Consider the following 17,091-nt stretch of genomic DNA (forward strand, 5'->3'; position numbering starts at 1 on the left):
ACATATTGATTAGGTCAAAAGCGGTTAATATCGCTGCGCTTCGTCTACCCTCTCAAAAAGCGCCAGGCAGCAATCAGCTTGTGCCAGGCGCATCGACATTCTTCCGTTCATTCCACCGGAGAGCTTTCATGCTCAAGCGTACCCTGGCATTGGCCGTCGGCTTTACCCTGTCTTTTGGCAGCTTGTTGGCGCAGGCCGCCGACACCTTGAAAGTCAGCGCGATTCCCGATGAAGCCCCGACCGAACTGCTGCGCAAGTTCAAGCCGCTTGGCACCTATCTCGAAGAAAAACTGGGCATGAAGGTCGAGTTCGTGCCGGTGAGCGACTATCCGGCCGTGGTCGAGGCGCTGGCGACCGACCGCATCGACATGGCCTGGCTGGGCGGTTTCACGTTCGTGCAGGCGCGCCTGAAAACCGGCAATGCGATTCCGCTGGTACAGCGCGAACAGGACGCCCAGTTCACCAGCAAATTCATCACTGCCGACCCGAACGTCAAATCCCTCGCCGATCTAAAGGGCAAGACCTTTGCCTTCGGCTCGGTGTCCTCAACGTCGGGCAGTCTGATGCCGCGCTACTTCATGCTGAAGGACGGCATCAAGCCGGAAACCTACTTCAGCCGCGTGGGCTACTCCGGTGCCCATGACGCTACCGTTGCCTGGGTTCAGGCCGGCAAGGTCGACGCTGGAGTTCTGAACGCCAGCGTGTGGGAAAAACTGGTCGCCGCCGGCAAGGTCGATACCAACAAGGTCAAAGTATTTGCGACCACCCCGACCTACTTCGACTACAACTGGACCGTGCGCGGCACCCTCGACCCGGCGCTGGCAGCGAAGATCAAGGCAGCCTTCCTCGCACTCGATCCGGCGAACCCGAAGGACAAGGAAATTCTCGATTTGCAGGCCGCCAGCCGTTTCATCGAAACCAGTCCTGACAATTACAAAGGCATCGAGGAAGCCGCACGCGCCGCCGAACTGCTGAAATGACATTGCGTCTGACCCAGGCCAGCCTGACTCACGCCAATGGCGTGCAAGCGTTACGTGACGTGGACCTGCACATCGGTGCGGGCGAACAGGTTGCCATCATCGGACCGTCCGGCGCTGGCAAGTCGAGCCTGCTCAACCTGCTGGCCACCGCCCTGCGACCGGACAACGGCGAGTTGCAGGTGCTCGGCGAGCGCGCGTGGCAGCTGTCTGCCCGGCAGCGCCAGCGTCTGCGCGCGCGTATCGGTCTGATCCATCAATCGCCGCCCCTGCCACCGCGCCAGCGTGTAGTCACTGCGGTGCTGGCTGGAAAGCTGGGTCAGTGGGGCCTGGGCAAGAGCCTGCTGAACCTGCTGCATCCGCTGGATGTTCCCGGCGCACGTGCGGCATTGGCCAGGCTGGACCTCGGCGACAAGTTGTTCGCGCAATGCCAGCAACTGTCCGGCGGGCAGCTTCAGCGCGTGGGCATAGCCCGCGTGTTGTATCAAGCGCCCGAGGTGTTGCTGGCCGATGAGCCGGTATCGGCGATGGACCCGGTGTTGGCCGAGCACACGCTGTCGGTGCTCTGTCGCCATGCCCGGGAGCACAGTGTCACCCTGGTCGCCAGCCTGCATGCGGTGGAGCTGGCCCTGGCGCATTTTTCACGGATCATCGGCCTGCGTGACGGGCAGATCCTGTTCGACCTTGCGGCCAGCGAGGTAGACCGCGAGCTGCTCGACAAGCTCTACGCCAACGAACAACTGCAATCCTCGCCCGTGCCTCCGGTGTCCCTGAGTGTGCAGATTCCCCGATGCTGACGTCCGCCTCCCGCGATCCTGCCGCCCTGCCCCGTCTGCTGCTCAGCCTGCTGGCGATCGCTTTGCTGTGGCCGGGCATCCGCTACAGCGAGTTGGACCTCAGTGTCTTGGTGGCGAGTGACAGTCAGAGCGAGATGGGCCGGTTTGTATCGGCCTTCTGGCCACCGGCCCATGGCGAAGAGTTCATTGAACTGCTGTTGCAAGCCACTTTGCAAACCCTGGCCATCGCCACGGCCGGCATGGCCCTGGCGTTGCTGTTGGCCGTCCCCGCCAGCCTGCTGGCCAGTCGCGCCCTGTCGCTGTCGGCGGCCTCTCGTGCCGGTCGCCCAAGCTTCGGCGGCCAATTGCTGCGTTGGCCGGTACGCGGGTTGCTGATCTTCCTGCGCAGCGTGCCGGAAATCGTCTGGGCCCTGCTGTTCGTGCGCGCCGTCGGCCTCGGCCCGACCGCCGGGGTGCTGGCCATTGCCATTACCTACAGCGGCATGTTGGGCAAGGTCTACGCGGAAATTTTCGAGTCGGTGGACCAGCGCCCGGCCCACGCGTTGCTGCGTTCAGGCAGCGGTCGGCTGGCGGCATTTTGCTACGGGATATTGCCCAACGTCGCGGCGGAACTGATGTCGTACACGGTGTACCGCTGGGAGTGCGCGATCCGCGCCTCGGTGGTGATGGGCTTCGTTGGTGCCGGTGGCCTGGGCCAGCAAATGGATCTGTCGTTACGCATGTTCGCTGGCGGTGAAGTGGCCAGTCTGTTGCTGACGTTTCTTTTACTGGTGCTGCTCGCTGATCAACTCAGCCGCCTGCTGCGCTGGAGGCTGGCATGAATCGCCTGATCAACCTGGCCCTGGTCGTTGCAATCGGCATCGCGGTCGCCGCTTCTTTCAGCTACTTGAACATCGACCTTGGCGAGCTCGGTGCCACCGGCAACCTGAAACAGATGGGGGGCTATGCGCAGCGTTTTCTCAGCCCGGACCTGAGCGCGGGTCATCTGCAAGCCATCGGACACGGCGCACTGGAAACCATTGCCATGTCTGCCCTGGGCACCCTGCTCGCGGCGGTATTCGGCCTGCTATTGGCATTGCCTGCGGCCGGGCGTTTCGGCTGGCCTTTTCAGAGTGCGTCGCGTCTGGTGCTCAACGCCTTGCGCGCGGTTCCGGAACTGGTGTGGGCCGCGCTGATGGTCCTGGCCGCCGGGCTCGGTCCCAATGCCGGCACCCTGGCATTGGCCCTGCACACCACTGGCGTACTCGGCCGGTTGTTTGCCGAAGCACTTGAAAACACCCCGCCAGAACCGGCCGAAGCCATCCGCCTGCAAGGCGGTAATGCCGTTTGGGCATTCTGTTACGGCACCCTCCCCAACCTGTTGCCACAGCTCCTGGCCTACATCCTGTACCGCTGGGAAAACAATATCCGCATGGCCAGTGTGCTGGGCTTCGTCGGCGCCGGTGGTTTGGGGCAAATGCTCTATGTCAGTCTCAGCCTGTTCCAGGAAGCTCAAGCCAGCACGGTGATCCTGGCCATGCTGCTCCTGGTCTTCGCCGTCGGTTCATTGAGCAGCTGGAGTCGCCAACGCTGGGTCAAGGCCTGACGGCTTTCGCAGAACCGTCTACTCCTCAGACCTCCCCGTACCCTCACGATCGTGCTCGTAACGTCTCACGAGTGGAAACGCCGGCAACCAGGACTCGCGACGCACGATCCAGCTCTCGTAAGTTGGCATCAGTTGGTCAGGGGCATCCAGGGAACCCAGGTTCACTTCGATTTCGTCGTCCGTGCGTGCGAAAACGGAAGAGCCGCAGCGGGGACAAAAATGCCGCCCGGCGTAGTCACGTGTTTCGCCAACGATCTTCACCGACTCCTGAGGGAAAATCGCACTGGCGTTGAAAAGTGCCCCGTGATGCTTGCGGCAGTCGAGACAGTGGCAAAGGCCGACCCGGTATGGCCGTCCTGACGCCTCTATTCGAACATCGCCGCACAGGCAGCCGCCGGTGAATCGATCCATGTTGCGTCTCCTCTGAATCAAGCGATCGAAGTGTTTACAAGGAGCGCCGTCGGGCGTCCGGACGAGAAGGACATCGAGAAACAGGTGGTCGCTGCACTGGCAGATGCAGCGGCCGGTCGCTAGATAAAATCAGACGCTGTTAAGGTCTCCTCCGCGGCTGGATGTCAGTGTGGCCAGAGATCGACCGGAAAGTACTTTTGCGAGATTTGCGTGTACTTGCCAGAAGCATGCAACTGCGTGAGCGCCACATCGATTCGCTCTTTGAGTGCTGTGTCACTCTTGCGCAGGCCCGCACCGACCCCCAGACCATAAAGCAACGGGTCCATCTTGACGCTGCCGACGCCCTTCTCCTCGTACGCCAACCCGTCCTGGGACTTCAGGAAATCGATGTCGCCCAACTTGTCGAGGAACATGACGTCAATACGACCCGCCAGCAAATCGGCGTTGCAGTCATCCTGCGTGGTGTAGATTCGGATGTTCGAGGCCTTGCCGTAAGCGGTCTGGATGAACTCGGCGTTGGTGGTCGAGCCCTGCACACCGATGGATTTACCGGCCAGGCCTTCCGGTGTCAGCGTCAGGTTGACGTCCTTCGCAGCAACGAAAATCCCTGTCGTCTCATAGTAAGGACGCGAGAAGGCGATGACTTTCTGCCGTTCCGGGCTGATGCCCATTGAGTTGAAAAGCACGTCGAACTTGTTGGCGAGCAGCGCCGGGATAATGCCGTCCCAAGCTACTTCCTTGATCTCGCACTCGGCTTTCATCTGCTCGCAGAGTGCCCGGATCAGGTCGGGCTCGAAACCGGTGTATTGCCCGGTGGGTGTCTTGACCAGAAACGGTGGATACGGCTCGGCGGCCACACCGAAACGCAGCTTGTCGTCTGCTGCGCTGGCCGGAGCCGTAAAGGAACTCAACGTCATGCCGATTGAGGCCAGTAAAACCAGATTGCGGAATATTCGTTTCATGGTCGATCCCTTTTTTTTCAGGAGGATGGTTGCGAACAAAACGATTCAACATCAGAACAAAAAAGCCTTTTTAAGCCCCGGGTACAGGCAACGGCAGCCATCCCTGGATCGCTTGCCAATCTGACTCGAGGGCCGCAAAACGAGAGAGCGAGAACGTCGACAGGTCGGCAAAACTGCACTCACCGTCGACTACCAGATCGCGGATGGCATGACCGCTCGCCGGTGAGAGCCCGAAACCGACACCGGACATCGTCGCGACCGTGACGTTATCCAGCGCCGCAGGACGATCGATGACGGGACGACCATCCGGTGTGTTTTCGATAAACCCGGCCCAACTGCGAATCACCCGCTTGTGAGCAATCTTGGGGAACAGTTCGGCCAGTCGCTTGGCGATATTGCATTGCAGCGGGGTCGACTGCGGACGTGTGCCGCGCAGGTCGGCGAGCTCGACCCATTCATGCGGGCCACCGCCATACGCCAGGTTGCCGCGCAGGGTTTGCCTGCCATACAAACCATTGCCATCCACACCACCCACCTCCAGTAACGGCAGCGGTTCGGTCACGATCATCTCGGCACGAGCGGTGACCAGCGGAATGTCTACGCCAAGCTGGGCTGCCAATTCACCGGTATGCGGGCCGGCGGCAATCACCAAGTGGTCGCAGGCGATCAGGCCTTGTGCAGTGCGCACGCCCGTCACGCGGTCGCCTTGGCGTTCGATGGCGACGACGGGCGTGTGCTCGAGAACGCGGCCGCCGAGATTTTGCAGCGCCCATGCGTAGGCCTGCAGCGTACGGTGCGGATTGGCGTGGCCGCCGAAATGGTAGTAGTAGCCCGCCAACACGTTATCGCCCGCGAAGGGCACGAGTTCCCGAACCTCCTGAGGGTCCAGGAGGTCAACGCGCAACCCATAATACTTCGCTTCATCCACGACTTTTTTGTCGAGTGACAACTGGTGTTCGGTGAGATCGATGCTGATACGGTCGGGTCGATACTCGGTGGGGTAACCGAGCAATTCATCCATCATCGGCCACAGTCGCTGTTCTTCCACAAACAGCGGACTGTGGTGATGCGAACACCCGCCGCCGTTACGGCCCGAGGCGCCCCAGCCAATCAGGTTGGCGTCGAGAACCAGCACATCGACGCCATCGCGTGCCAGCCACCAGGCGGCGCTCAGTCCGGTGACGCCGCCGCCGACGATGACGACGGACGCACGGTTGGAGGATTTTTTGACTGTCTGCATGGTGTCAGCCCTCGTTCTGCGACGGGTTTATGTGATCGACGGCATCCTGCGGGCGCCTGGCCACGGTCTGCTGCCCGGTGCACAGCCAGAACGGCGTCCACTGTGACGGCATGTCAAACCAGGCATCCCAGCGGTTATGCATCGACGGCGCTTCCTCGATCTGGCCAATCTGGTGCAGGGCCAGCGGGCGGACCGGTGGGCGAAACGAGGCCAGCGCAATCTCGCTGACACTCAAACCGGCGCCGATGCCGAGCAAGGCCGCGACCTGTTCGCGGCAACGCCGTCCCTGGCAGGGACCCATGCAGGCGCGGGTGAGACGCTTGGTCACATCCGGGTGGGGGGAGTCGTTTGCCATGGTGTTTTGCAAGGCCGCGTCGGCAGGTGTCCAGTCGAGATAGCGCGGCGGTTGCTGGCCGAGGATTTCGCTGGCCGTGACCTCTTCGCACAGGCAAACGAAGGGTTCGTTCTGCGCATGGACGGTGGACGCACGCACCCAGGCCTCGCGATTGGCGGCAACGTTGCAGACCGGCACGTCAGGCGCCGATGCGTTGTCGTTCTGCGCAACGTCCACACCCAACGCCGCCAGCGCGGTATGCGCGGCGATCCGCCCTTCGCGCCGGGAAATCGTATCGTCGAGGCTTTTCGAGGCCCAGACGCCGGCGCAGTCGCCAGCCACCAGCACGAACGGCAACGACGTGCGTTGTGCCGAGTCCGTGTCGGTGACGTGGCCGCCGCGGTCGGCCTGAAATGACGTGCTGCACCCTGCTGCCTCGATCAGTTCGATGGCCGGAATGGCAGCCACCCCCAGCAAAACCGTGTCGCATTCAATTTCGGTCAGAGCCCCGCCAACGGGGCTACCCGCCGCGTCGACAGTCACCGCAGTAATCCGCTTCACGCCGAAGGCATCTCCGGTCGCCTCGCGAACGACATGCCCGGTCAACACCTGAGCACCCTGCTCGACCAGCAGCCCGAGCAACGCGGAATCGCCACTCACCTGCCCGGCCTGTTCAATGATTGCAGCAATCTGCACGCCCTTGCTGATCAGCGCGTGGGCCGACACCAGCGCTTGCGTATCGCTGCCGATCAGCACGGCGCGCTTGCAATCCAGCGCCTCGTAAACCGTTGCCAGCCGATACGCAGCGCTGACGCCCATCACGCCGGGACGATGCCAACCGTCGAAGGCGAGGCCCATGTCGCGCCTTCCGGCGGCGACGATCACCTGCTTGAAGCGCAGCAGATACGCGTTCTCGGCATCGGCGAGACCAGCGACGGTGCCCTCGATCCACGCCGTGGTGCGTTGCTGAGGAAACAGACCCCAGACCGCCGTGCCGAGCCGCACGTCGACCTCGGCTTCGAGCGCCTCGGCGATCTCCGGGCGGGCATCGAGCAGCGTCTGCAGCACGCTGTTGTGGTTGGAAACCGCAGCGCCCATGCGTCCGCCAAAATGCAGCGGCACCTCTTCGCCCATGGTTTCGAGGGGCACCGGATTTTCGTCCACCAGGGTCACACGCAGGCCCTGCCCGGCGGCGGTCAATGCGGCAGCGAGGCCGGCCGGGCCCGCGCCGACGATGAGAATATCGGTCTCGTCGCTGATCGGCGGAGCTTTGCCGGCCAACGACGCGGGGTCGTAGTAGAGGTTGGGTGCGATAGGTCGTTTCACGGTGTTTTCCCCGGAATGTAGGCGCGTGAGCTTTGATGCATAGGTACGGACTAGAACAGCGAAGACGGCGGCTTGACGTCGCCCTCGGCGAATCGCGACAGACGCAGCTGGCGCACGTCCAGTCCCGGGTTGCCAGAGTGAATCCAGTCCGCCAGGGTCTTGCCCACGATGGGGCCCATGGCAAAGCCGTGGCCACAGAATCCGGTGGCAACCGCCAAACCGCGCGGCGAGGTTTGCGCGTCGATAACGGGAATGCCGTCCGGCAAGACATCGATCGCGCCGGCCCATCGGTCGACGATCTGCGTATTAACCTGCCCGGGGAAAGCCGCCTTGAGCGCGTGCATGGCGTGTCCCAGTCCCTTTTCATTGGGGTGGACAAGCGGATTGCGCTGGTGAATCCCCGCGCCGAGCCGCGACGCCTCCGACCACGGCATGCGCTGGTGCAGATCGGTCAGGCACGCACCGTTCAGATTGAAGCGAAACGATTTACGCTGCGCCCACAGCGATGGTGCATACCAATGAAGTGCGCGCAGATGGCCGAGCGTCATGTCGACATCGACATGGGCGTCGTCGGCAATGTTAAAGCTGCCATCCAGCCGTTGCCGGAAACCCACACCATTGGCGATGGTCGAGATGCCGCTCAGCGTCGGGCCAGACGTGGTCCGCGCCACCGTCCCCCTGACCAGCTGCTGCGGCAGGGAGATGCCAAGCATCTTCAGCAGGCGGAAGGTCGTGACGCCAGCGGCGCACACCACCGTTTTCGCTTTCACGTAGCCACGTTCGGTTTCAACGCCGACGACCTGGCCGGCGGCGACATCGATGCCTTTGGCGCCGCACTGTTCGACGATGTGTGCGCCCAGTTCACGGGCGCGCATCGCGAACGCACGAGCCACCAGCGTGGGCTCCGCTTGACCGTCACTGGCGGTAAATAAACCACCCAGTTGCGGGACCGCGTAACCCGGTAGTTTCTTGGCCACCTCACGGGGCGACAGCATCACGGTATCTAGGGAAAAGCTGCGCGCGACCGATAGCCACGATTCGTAGCCCTCACGTTCGACCTCATTGCCTGCGACGAACAGACAGCCGTCGTTGCGCCATCCCAGGTCGGTCTGGAGTTCGTGTTCCAGCGAACGCCAGATCTCGATGCTGGCTTGCATCATCGGTACTTCGGCCTCGTCCCGGGATTGCTGGCGAACAAAGCCCCAGGCGCGTGACGATTGCTGCCCTGCCAGTTGGCTTTTTTCCAGCAGAAGAACCTTGGCGCCCGCTTTGCTAAGGTAGTACGCGCAGGCGCACCCCATCAGCCCGCCGCCGATGATCGCCACGTCGACTTCACGAGGCAGAAGGTCTTCCCTGGAGGCCGGGACTTTGGCAAATGCCGCTGCTGGAGTGTTCATAAGGGTAACCGTCAGGTTGAGAATGACGCGTAGCGCGACATCGCTGTTTCGGCTAAGAATGTGCCTCGATCATCCGAAGTTACAGTGATGTATCTGCATTAATCCCATGCGAGGAGCGCATAGAAACATGAGCCGCCAACTGCCATCCATCGAGCTTTTGCAGGCCTTCCTGACGGTTGCGAAGACGGGCAACTTTGGCAAGGCCGGCGAGCAGCTCAACCTGAGCCAGAGCGCGGTGAGTCGGCAGATTGCGCAGCTGGAGGCGCGTCTGGATAACCGCCTGTTCGAGCGGCACACGCGCAAAATCGTACTCACCGCCGAAGGCCGATCCCTGGTGCCGGTGGCGGAGCAGGTCATCGGCCTGCTGTCGGATGCCTCGCACATGCTTGCCTCGGTGGGACGAAGTGTCAGCCTGCGCGCCCATCCGACCATGGCGGCGCGCTGGCTGATTCCACGGCTGACGGCGTTTTATGCCTTGCACCCGGAAGTGACCGTCAGCGTCGACACGGTGTACCACCGCTTTCCCGACTTTGCGTTCGAATCGATCGACGCCATGATCGCGTACGGCACCGCCACCTGGCCCGACTTCGAAGCGCTGGAGTTGTGGGAAGAGGAATTGATTCCGGTGTGCTCGCCGGCATTGCTCGCCGGGACGACCCCGGAAGAAGTGCTCAGGACCGGACGCCTTGTGGACGCGAGCATGGATCGCCTGGACTGGCGCCGCTGGGAAGAGTATTACCCGGGCTCGACCGGGGCCGATAACGCGCATCTGACGTTCGATACGCTGGAGTCGGCCATCGTCGCCGTGAAATGCGGTCAGGGCATCGCGCTCGTCGACGCCGTGCTCACCCGCGATGAATTGCTCACCGGGCAACTGACCCGCGTGCATGCTGGCCGCATCATCACCGGCGGACGTTACACGCTGGTCTATCCAAAGCGGGTGAAGCGCTCAAGCGGCTTTTCCGAGTTCCTCGACTGGCTGGAACAGGAAGTGCCCGGCCAAACCCGAAACAGCGCCTAAACCGTTTCACCGTTTCCATCTGCGCCCGCCTTGATGCTAAATAGGACGCCCAGGCTACAAGTCCAGACCCTGTCGTGTATTGCCGTGCAACGAGAAACCGATATGAACACCCATTTTGAGACAACAGCATGATCGAAGTCACCGAAGTTTCCATCGCCCAACTGCGTGCGGCGCTGGAGTCTGGCCAGACCACTGCGGTTGAGCTGGTCCAGGCCTATCTTGCCCGGATCGAAGCCTACGACGGCCCCGACACGCCGACCGCGCTCAACGCGGTGGTGGTTCGCAATCCCGAGGCGCTCGCAGAAGCGCAGGCGTCCGATGCCCGTCGGGCCAAGGGCGAAACCCTCGGTCCGCTGGATGGCATTCCCTACACGGCCAAGGACAGTTATCTGGTGAAGGGCCTCACGGCAGCCTCTGGAAGTCCGGCCTTCAAGAACCTGATTGCCTATCGCGATGCGTTCACCATCGAACGGCTGCGCGCCGCCGGGGCGATTTGCCTGGGCAAGACCAATATGCCGCCGATGGCCAATGGCGGCATGCAGCGCGGGGTCTATGGTCGTGCCGAGAGCCCGTACAACGCTGACTACCTGACAGCCCCTTTTGCCTCGGGCTCCTCGAACGGCGCCGGCACCGCAACCGCCGCCAGTTTCGCCGCATTCGGCCTTGCCGAAGAAACCTGGTCGAGCGGGCGCGGCCCGGCCTCGAACAATGGCTTGTGCGCCTACACGCCTTCGCGCGGCGTGATCTCGGTGCGCGGCAACTGGCCGCTGACGCCGACGATGGACGTGGTGGTGCCGTACGCCAGAACCATGGCGGACCTGCTCGAAGTGCTCGACGTGGTGGTGGCGGATGATCCCGACACACGGGGCGATCTGTGGCGGATGCAACCGTGGGTGCCGATTCCGAGCGTCGCTGCGGTGCGCCCCACCTCCTATGCCGAGCTGGCCGCGAAGACGGATTCACTCGCGGGGAAACGCTTCGGCGTTCCGCGCATGTACATCAACGCGGACCCCGAAGCGGGCACCAGCGAAGCGCCGGGCATCGGTGGCCCGACGGGGCAGAAAATCAATACCCGCCCTAGCGTGATCAGCCTCTGGGAGGACGCGCGCAAGGCACTCGAAGCCGCGGGCGCCGAGGTGATCGAGGTCGAGTTCCCGCTGGTCTCCAATTGCGAAGGTGATCGCCCTGGCGCGCCGACCGTGTTCACCCGAGGCCTGGTGTCCAAGGAGTTCCTGCACCATGAGTTGTGGGACCTGTCGGCCTGGGCGTTCGATGATTTCCTGCGGGCCAACGGTGATCCGAAATTGAACCGCCTGGCCGATGTCGACGGACCGCTGATTTTCCCCCACGACCCGGGCACCCTGCCCAACCGCGAAGACGACCTTGCCGCGGGCATGGACGAATACGTGAAGATGGCCGAACGTGGCATCACGCCGTGGGACCGGATCGTCACGGTGCCTGACGGCCTGCGTGGACTGGAAGAGACCCGTCGAATCGACCTTGAAGACTGGATGGATCGGCTGAACCTTGATGCGGTGCTGTTCCCGACAGTGGCCGACGTCGGGCCGGCGAATGCCGATGTCGATCTGCAATCGGCGGACATCGCGTGGAGTAACGGTGTGTGGGTCGCCAACGGTAACCTCGCCATCCGTCACCTCGGTGTTCCGACGGTGACGGTGCCGATGGGCGTGATGCCGGATATCGGCATGCCGGTCGGGCTGACCTTTGCCGGGCGTGCCTATGACGATTCAGCGCTGCTGCGCTTTGCTTCGGCGTTTGAATCGATTGGCACCAAAAGAATGATCCCGCCGCGGACCCCGCCGTTGTTGGGTTGAAAAAACTGCGAGCGGGTTGGGGCTCAGGCTCCAATCCCGCTTCGCAATCAATATGCCAGGGTCTCAAGACACCCCCTCCTATCTCCAGTCGAACAAAAAACCTGTGGCGAGGGGGCTTGCCCCCGTTGGGCTGCGAAGCGGCCCCCAGCGTCCGCTCAAACAGACCGAGTTGTCCGGTTTTACGACTGCTTCGCAGCCGAACGGGGGCAAGCCCCCTCGCCACAGGGTGCTTGCTCGACTCAAGATTGTTTCAGGTGAGCGCCATTTCACTGGTGCACGGTGCTTGCGACGTTTCCATCAGCAACTGATCGACCACGTTCGACAGAGCGCCTGGCACATCCTCCCCCCCGCGCAAGGCTCGCTCATAGACGTCCCGCTGCCGATCTGCACTGGTCCCATCCCTGAGAATCCGGCGGGCTTGAGCAAACACGTTCTCCACACCCATCTTCCGCGCCGTGCCCCCAAGAATCTGTTGCGCCCTGAACAGCCATTGCCCGGCAGAGAACGGCCGGTCGTAACCTTCAATGATGAATGAGGCGTGAATGCCGGATCGTTTCGCCCGCCAACGATTTTCCTTGAGGATCCATTGCGACGCTTGCGAATAGCTCGATCCCGGTTGAGGTTGATCAATAGCATGGGCAACCAGTAGTCGAAACAAAGAGGCAATGCACAACACGTCATCCAGGCGTGGACAGGCGTCCGTCATCCGCATCTCCAACGTCGGGTACTTCGCGGCGGGTCGTAAACCCCACCAGCAATCGCCCGCCTGCTTGATCGTGCCGGTGCGGATCAGCAAGGCGACGTAGGCGTCATAGGCGCCTTGATCTTCGAAGAACTCCGGAATGCCCATCCGCGGCCACTCATCACACGCCGTCTGCCGGTAGCTCATAAAGCCGCTGTCGGCGCCATCCCAAAAGGGTGAAGACGTACTCAGTGCCAACAACAACGGCATCCACGGCAAGACTTCGTTCATCACCCGAATGCGATCCACACGCCCCGGCACTTCAACATGCACGTGCAGGCCGGACAGCAGGCTGCGCCTTGCCACGCGCTGATAGTCCTCGAACAATTGAAGAAAGTGAGGTTGGTCCGTGGCTTGTTGCAAACGCCAATCCGCCAACGGGTGGCTCCCGGCACTGAGCAGTCCCAGACCGTACCCTTCGAGCGTTTGCCGCAACCTTGTGCGCGCGGAAAACAGATACTCCGTTGCTTGCGTGACGCTGGTGAAAATGGGGGAAGCGACTTCGATTTGCCCCTTGAACATCTCATGCGCGAAGCAATCGCCCAACATCGCCTGGCACGCTTCAATCGAAACGTCGGAAGGGTTCTCGGACATGCGCCGGGTGTCCAGGCGGGTGATGAAGTATTCCTCTTCAATGCCAAACTTCAGGTGTCTGATCATCGCTTCACCCCTCGCCTTACGCCCTTGATTACAAGCCTAGCCTAACGCCGTATCGAGAAACATCATGAGCCCGAAACCCAGCATCAGTCCCAGCGTCGCCGGGGTTTCATGGCCATTGCGGTGTGTCTCGGGAATCACTTCATGGGAGACGACGAAGATCATCGCGCCAGCCGCCAGGCCCAAAGCAATCGGGTAACCCAGCGCGAAACCCGTGGAAATACCGAGCCCCATGACAGCTCCCAATGGCTCCATCAGCCCTGAGCCGACCGCGATCAACGCCGCCCGCAACGTCGAGATGCCCGTCACTCGCAGCGCCAGTGCGACGGCCAGGCCTTCTGGAATGTCCTGAATGGCAATCGCCGTGGTCAGCGGCAAACCCACCTTCATGTCGCCATTGGCAAAACTGACGCCGATGGCCATGCCTTCGGGCAAGTTGTGCAGCGTGATGGCCAACACGAACAGCCAGACCCGATTGATGCGCTGCGCTTGCGGGCCTTTACGACCAATGCTCTGATGCTCATGGGGGACAAAGCGATCCAGCCCGATCATCAGCGCCACACCCAGGCCCAACCCCACGACCACGATACACGCCGCCAGCAGTTTGTTACCGCAAATGGCCTGCGCCGCCGCGATGCCGGGGAGGATGAGTGAAAACGAACTGGCCGCGAGCATCATCCCGGCGGCGAAGCCCAGCATGATGTCCTGGGTCCGTGCGGCAATATCGCGCAAGACCACGGCTAACACCGCGCCGAGTGCGGTCGCGGCAAAACCCGAGACGCCGCCCAGGAACGCATACTGCAAGTTGACCCTGTCCGCACCGGTCAAGGCGCTGTACCCGCTGACCAGCAGCAGAATCGTGACACCCACCAAGGTCGACCAGAACAGAATGCTCGGCCAACTGCCACTTTTCCCCCGGTCAAACCAAGCGCGCCAAGGTGTTCTTGCTGGCGAAGAATGTTCCGACATGAGGACACCTGTTTTCCGTTGGCGCGCTGATTCAACACAAGAAAGCCACACACCGAATGAGACACTCATTTGGTGAATGACCAAATGCGTCGTCCACAGTTATCTGAAGGTGCCGTGCCCGAGAAATTTTAAAAAAATTGGCCGCTCGCGACAGGCGGCAATCAAGAGGGGTTTTTGCGCGGATTTATCACCAGTCGTCGGCGATCAATCAATCGATTCAAACTTTTTTCCGCCTGGAGATCTCCACCGCAGTCACGAGCGTTTTCATCGTTCGACGGTGCGCGCAAATCGAAAGAAAAACGGGAGGTCTGTGTCAGACCTCCCGCCCTTTTGCAGCGCTTTACGAATTGCCTGATTACGAAGTACCCAAACCTCGGGACAGATCGGCAGGCGTATCGGAGGCTGCGCGGTACTCCCCTTCCGGTTTCGTCTCTACGTCCGAGTGATCGGTGGTTTTGGTCACGGTGTCGCGCACGGCTTCGAATCCCTCCCTTGCCTGCTGCTTTACCTTGTCGGCAAGGCCTGCGCTGGTTTTGCCCATGTAGCGTTGCTCGGTCGCTGTCGAAGGCAATGCCGCGCCCAGCATGGCGCCTAACGCGATGCCCGCCGCGGCGACCATCAGCGGTTGCTCCTTCAGCAACTGACTGAACTGATTGCCCAGCACCTGTGTATTGCGCACCAATCGGTCACTGACGTCATGCACGGCATGGCCGATGTTGTCGGTAGCAGCACCCAGGTTATCCCCCAGGTGGGCAGCCTTGCTTTTGACGTTCTGATAACCGTCCTTGAGCGTATCAGCCGTCTGGTGCAAATGGTCACGGGCACTGTCGATACCGTCCGCCAGGCCGTCGGCCCATTCTCCGACGGTGTTCTGATCCGGGCCCACGCGATAGCCTGGACGGGGTGATGGCGGACGATTCTGGCTCATCATCAACCACAGCAATCCGACGGATGTCAGGACGGCGGGAACCGGATTATTGCGAACGCTGGTGCCCAGGTTGGTCAGGAATGTCGTGCCGTTGCTCTGCATCAGCGTCAGCGCCTGATCGAACATCTGGCCGGGGGTGAACTTGCTTTCCAGCGCATCGACGATGTTGCCGATACTCGCCCGCTGCGCGTCGATTTCACGCTCGATGGTTTCAGGGCTTTTTGCCGCCTCGTTGTCGAATTCACTGTTCATGAGACTTTCCTCCGCAGCGCTTCCTGGTCTTTGTTCAGGGCATCCAGCGTGCGATCTGGCTTGAAGTGGGACGGCTCGAATTGTTTTTTCCCGGACTGCAGCATGGCGAACCCGACGATCATCACTACCACACCGACAATCAGCGCCGCCAGCCACGGCGCCATCATGGTGCTGAGGCCGTAGACCGCGGACATCAACAGAATGATGAACCCCGCCAACAGCACAATTGCACCCCCGGCGACACCGGCAATCCCTGCTTTGAGCGTCGTGAGACTGGCTTGAAGCTCGGCTTTGGCCAACGCCAGTTCCTTGGTGAACAGCGCGGGCACTTCACGGGATAACTGGCGTAACAGCCCGACGACCGAAGCGTCATGATCAGGCGCAGACACGGGTCTTGAGCCCGGAAAATCTGGTTCTTCTCTGTTCATCACAGTGCTCCATTGAAGTTTGTCGAACCCGGTGTCGAGGACGTCGCGAAGTTCGAAGGGGGGTCTTGCTCGTTCGGCGAGGCCGGCGTGATGCCAGGGCTTGGATCGCTGCGTGATGCAGCGGAGGTTTCATAGGGTCGATGTGCACCAAAACCGCCGGACGGTGGCATGGAGTGACCGGCTGCCGGGTTGTCGGCGTTGGCGAACGTCGCCGCCGGGGAACTGCCGGCTTTCAGGAATCGCGAAAGGCCGAAGCCCAGCGCAATGCTGCCGGCAATGAACAGCCCAGGGTTGCTGCGGGCCAGCTCGGCTCCGTCATGGAGCAGCTGTTCGGCGCTTTTTCCGCGCAGATTACCGGCCAGGCCGCTCATGGACTCCGCCATGTCGGTCAGGTAATCGGACATGCCAAGGGTGTCCTTGCTTTCAAGTTCGGACACGAATGATTTCGCTCCTTTGGCCAATGCCTCGATTTGATCGGCTGCGGTGTCGCGGTATTGCCCGAACTGAGCGTCCGCCTGTTGTCGCGCGCCCTCAAGAGCTTCTGTCACGTCCTCCTTCAAGTGGTCAAAGCCTGGCTCCGGCCCTGCGGGATTGGGCTTATCTGGCTGACTCCCGGTCGTGCTGTCTGAAGTATTCATGTCATCCCTCGCCTTCTGTCTGTAAACAAGCGTTCCGGGAGTTCGCAGTGAGTGCAGCCTCCCTCATTGCAGATGACGAAGGGGGATGATGGGGAGTTCCAACGGAATGATGAGTGATACGTTCAGTTCGTCGCTTGGGTGTTGGTTGCTGAACTTTAAGGTGGGGGACATATCCGTTTCTGCGGTAACGGCGGCTATTGGTTCCGCCCTTACGGCCCGCCGCCATCCTTGTCGCGGTGCCCACTGCGCAGAACCGGAACGAAGCCTCTCGAGGGGGCGACTACCGCCACAGCACCGCGAGGCGGCCTTCGGGCCGATCTGGCTCTTCGTTCGTATGCATTTCCCCTGTGGGAGCTAGCCTGCTAGCGATGGACGTTAACGATTATGCGTGCGGTCTGAATGAACGCGGTGTCTGGACATCCATCGCTAGCAGGCTAGCTCCCACAGGGATTTTTTGGCGGGTATGACATGGTGTTCACTGCCGATGACCTTGACGCACATCAGGTCGGCTATCAGGCCGCCTCGCTTTGGCTTTTGATCTGGCTTTTGATCTTGATCTGCCCCGTCGGAAGGCCGAGCGAAGGTTCTGCGC

At 61.6% G+C, this 17,091-nt stretch carries 16 protein-coding genes; 6 read left to right on the forward strand and 10 right to left on the reverse strand.

The genetic code is table 11. From position 1 onward, the window contains the following. Positions 1–128 precede the first annotated feature (128 nt). Genes ACYZT6_RS15870 through phnE form a run of 4 tightly spaced genes read left to right on the forward strand, consistent with a single transcriptional unit; the run spans position 129 to position 3,359 of the window. Positions 129–980 carry a putative selenate ABC transporter substrate-binding protein gene (locus tag ACYZT6_RS15870; protein WP_462027720.1) on the forward strand — a complete coding sequence of 284 codons (852 nt, stop codon included), beginning with the start codon at positions 129–131 and terminating at the stop codon, positions 978–980. After that, entirely contained in the window at positions 977–1,774 is a 798-nt protein-coding gene (locus ACYZT6_RS15875) for a phosphonate ABC transporter ATP-binding protein (protein ID WP_462027721.1), read from the forward strand. Before ACYZT6_RS15870 ends, ACYZT6_RS15875 begins: the two co-directional genes overlap by 4 nt. Then, positions 1,768–2,595 carry a PhnE/PtxC family ABC transporter permease gene (locus ACYZT6_RS15880; protein ID WP_462027722.1) on the forward strand — a complete coding sequence of 276 codons (828 nt, stop codon included), beginning with the start codon at positions 1,768–1,770 and terminating at the stop codon, positions 2,593–2,595. The genes ACYZT6_RS15875 and ACYZT6_RS15880 overlap by 7 nt, the downstream gene beginning before the upstream one ends. Beyond that, on the forward strand, positions 2,592–3,359 hold the full coding sequence (phnE, locus tag ACYZT6_RS15885; protein WP_462027723.1) for a phosphonate ABC transporter, permease protein PhnE: 768 nt from the start codon (positions 2,592–2,594) through the stop codon (positions 3,357–3,359). Before ACYZT6_RS15880 ends, phnE begins: the two co-directional genes overlap by 4 nt. 18 nt (positions 3,360–3,377) lie before the next feature. Here phnE and ACYZT6_RS15890 read toward each other — a convergent pair whose 3' ends face one another. The 5 genes from ACYZT6_RS15890 to ACYZT6_RS15910 all read right to left on the reverse strand — a co-directional run bounded on the left by ACYZT6_RS15890 (position 3,378) and on the right by ACYZT6_RS15910 (position 9,029). Further along, complete coding sequence (locus ACYZT6_RS15890) at positions 3,378–3,770, reverse strand: GFA family protein (RefSeq protein ID WP_462027724.1); 393 nt, start codon at positions 3,768–3,770, stop codon at positions 3,378–3,380. A 164-nt stretch (positions 3,771–3,934) separates the two neighbouring features. Continuing rightward, on the reverse strand, positions 3,935–4,732 hold the full coding sequence (locus ACYZT6_RS15895) for a transporter substrate-binding domain-containing protein (RefSeq protein WP_462027725.1): 798 nt from the start codon (positions 4,730–4,732) through the stop codon (positions 3,935–3,937). Between the two features lie 70 nt (positions 4,733–4,802). Beyond that, the gene (locus tag ACYZT6_RS15900; protein ID WP_462027726.1) at positions 4,803–5,972 is read right to left on the reverse strand and encodes an NAD(P)/FAD-dependent oxidoreductase; all 1,170 of its coding nucleotides are present in this window, start codon (positions 5,970–5,972) and stop codon (positions 4,803–4,805) included. Positions 5,973–5,976: 4 nt separating this feature from the next. Further along, complete coding sequence (locus tag ACYZT6_RS15905) at positions 5,977–7,632, reverse strand: FAD-dependent oxidoreductase (RefSeq protein WP_462027727.1); 1,656 nt, start codon at positions 7,630–7,632, stop codon at positions 5,977–5,979. A gap of 50 nt (positions 7,633–7,682) precedes the next feature. Continuing rightward, the gene (locus ACYZT6_RS15910) at positions 7,683–9,029 is read right to left on the reverse strand and encodes an NAD(P)/FAD-dependent oxidoreductase (RefSeq protein WP_462027728.1); all 1,347 of its coding nucleotides are present in this window, start codon (positions 9,027–9,029) and stop codon (positions 7,683–7,685) included. Positions 9,030–9,156: 127 nt separating this feature from the next. On the opposite strand from ACYZT6_RS15910, the gene ACYZT6_RS15915 reads away from it, so the two are divergent. Next, a complete protein-coding gene (locus ACYZT6_RS15915) occupies positions 9,157–10,050 on the forward strand; it encodes a LysR substrate-binding domain-containing protein (protein WP_462027729.1) in 894 nt (297 codons plus the stop codon). Between the two features lie 128 nt (positions 10,051–10,178). Beyond that, entirely contained in the window at positions 10,179–11,885 is a 1,707-nt protein-coding gene (locus ACYZT6_RS15920; protein WP_462027730.1) for an amidase, read from the forward strand. Between the two features lie 250 nt (positions 11,886–12,135). On the opposite strand, the gene ACYZT6_RS15925 is transcribed toward ACYZT6_RS15920, so the two are convergent. The 5 genes from ACYZT6_RS15925 to ACYZT6_RS15945 form a co-directional block, all read right to left on the reverse strand. Beyond that, a complete protein-coding gene (locus ACYZT6_RS15925) occupies positions 12,136–13,287 on the reverse strand; it encodes a carboxylate-amine ligase (protein WP_462027731.1) in 1,152 nt (383 codons plus the stop codon). A gap of 36 nt (positions 13,288–13,323) precedes the next feature. Continuing rightward, positions 13,324–14,253, reverse strand: coding sequence for a ZIP family metal transporter (locus tag ACYZT6_RS15930; protein ID WP_462027732.1), 930 nt, complete (start codon positions 14,251–14,253; stop codon positions 13,324–13,326). 355 nt (positions 14,254–14,608) lie between these two features. Continuing rightward, positions 14,609–15,433, reverse strand: a complete 825-nt coding sequence (locus tag ACYZT6_RS15935) for a DUF3618 domain-containing protein (protein WP_462027733.1) — start codon at positions 15,431–15,433, stop codon at positions 14,609–14,611. After that, a complete protein-coding gene (locus ACYZT6_RS15940; protein WP_462027734.1) occupies positions 15,430–15,861 on the reverse strand; it encodes a phage holin family protein in 432 nt (143 codons plus the stop codon). The genes ACYZT6_RS15935 and ACYZT6_RS15940 overlap by 4 nt, the downstream gene beginning before the upstream one ends. Beyond that, positions 15,861–16,499 (reverse strand): hypothetical protein, encoded by a 639-nt coding sequence (locus tag ACYZT6_RS15945; protein ID WP_462027735.1) that lies wholly within the window; start codon positions 16,497–16,499, stop codon positions 15,861–15,863. The genes ACYZT6_RS15940 and ACYZT6_RS15945 overlap by 1 nt, the downstream gene beginning before the upstream one ends. Positions 16,500–17,091 lie beyond the last annotated feature (592 nt).

It is taken from the genome of Pseudomonas sp. RT6P73 (assembly GCF_054897715.1).

Excerpts from the sequence above, each read along its gene's own strand:
- ACYZT6_RS15870 (WP_462027720.1), top strand. The coding sequence starts at position 129 with ATGCTCAAGCGTACCCTGGCATTGGCCGTCGGCTTTACCCTGTCTTTT.
- ACYZT6_RS15875 (WP_462027721.1), top strand. The coding sequence starts at position 977 with ATGACATTGCGTCTGACCCAGGCCAGCCTGACTCACGCCAATGGCGTG.
- ACYZT6_RS15880 (WP_462027722.1), top strand. The coding sequence starts at position 1,768 with ATGCTGACGTCCGCCTCCCGCGATCCTGCCGCCCTGCCCCGTCTGCTG.
- phnE (WP_462027723.1), top strand. The coding sequence starts at position 2,592 with ATGAATCGCCTGATCAACCTGGCCCTGGTCGTTGCAATCGGCATCGCG.
- ACYZT6_RS15890 (WP_462027724.1), bottom strand. The coding sequence starts at position 3,770 with ATGGATCGATTCACCGGCGGCTGCCTGTGCGGCGATGTTCGAATAGAG.
- ACYZT6_RS15895 (WP_462027725.1), bottom strand. The coding sequence starts at position 4,732 with ATGAAACGAATATTCCGCAATCTGGTTTTACTGGCCTCAATCGGCATG.
- ACYZT6_RS15900 (WP_462027726.1), bottom strand. The coding sequence starts at position 5,972 with ATGCAGACAGTCAAAAAATCCTCCAACCGTGCGTCCGTCGTCATCGTC.
- ACYZT6_RS15910 (WP_462027728.1), bottom strand. The coding sequence starts at position 9,029 with ATGAACACTCCAGCAGCGGCATTTGCCAAAGTCCCGGCCTCCAGGGAA.
- ACYZT6_RS15915 (WP_462027729.1), top strand. The coding sequence starts at position 9,157 with ATGAGCCGCCAACTGCCATCCATCGAGCTTTTGCAGGCCTTCCTGACG.
- ACYZT6_RS15920 (WP_462027730.1), top strand. The coding sequence starts at position 10,179 with ATGATCGAAGTCACCGAAGTTTCCATCGCCCAACTGCGTGCGGCGCTG.
- ACYZT6_RS15925 (WP_462027731.1), bottom strand. The coding sequence starts at position 13,287 with ATGATCAGACACCTGAAGTTTGGCATTGAAGAGGAATACTTCATCACC.
- ACYZT6_RS15930 (WP_462027732.1), bottom strand. The coding sequence starts at position 14,253 with ATGTCGGAACATTCTTCGCCAGCAAGAACACCTTGGCGCGCTTGGTTT.
- ACYZT6_RS15935 (WP_462027733.1), bottom strand. The coding sequence starts at position 15,433 with ATGAACAGTGAATTCGACAACGAGGCGGCAAAAAGCCCTGAAACCATC.
- ACYZT6_RS15940 (WP_462027734.1), bottom strand. The coding sequence starts at position 15,861 with ATGAACAGAGAAGAACCAGATTTTCCGGGCTCAAGACCCGTGTCTGCG.
- ACYZT6_RS15945 (WP_462027735.1), bottom strand. The coding sequence starts at position 16,499 with ATGAATACTTCAGACAGCACGACCGGGAGTCAGCCAGATAAGCCCAAT.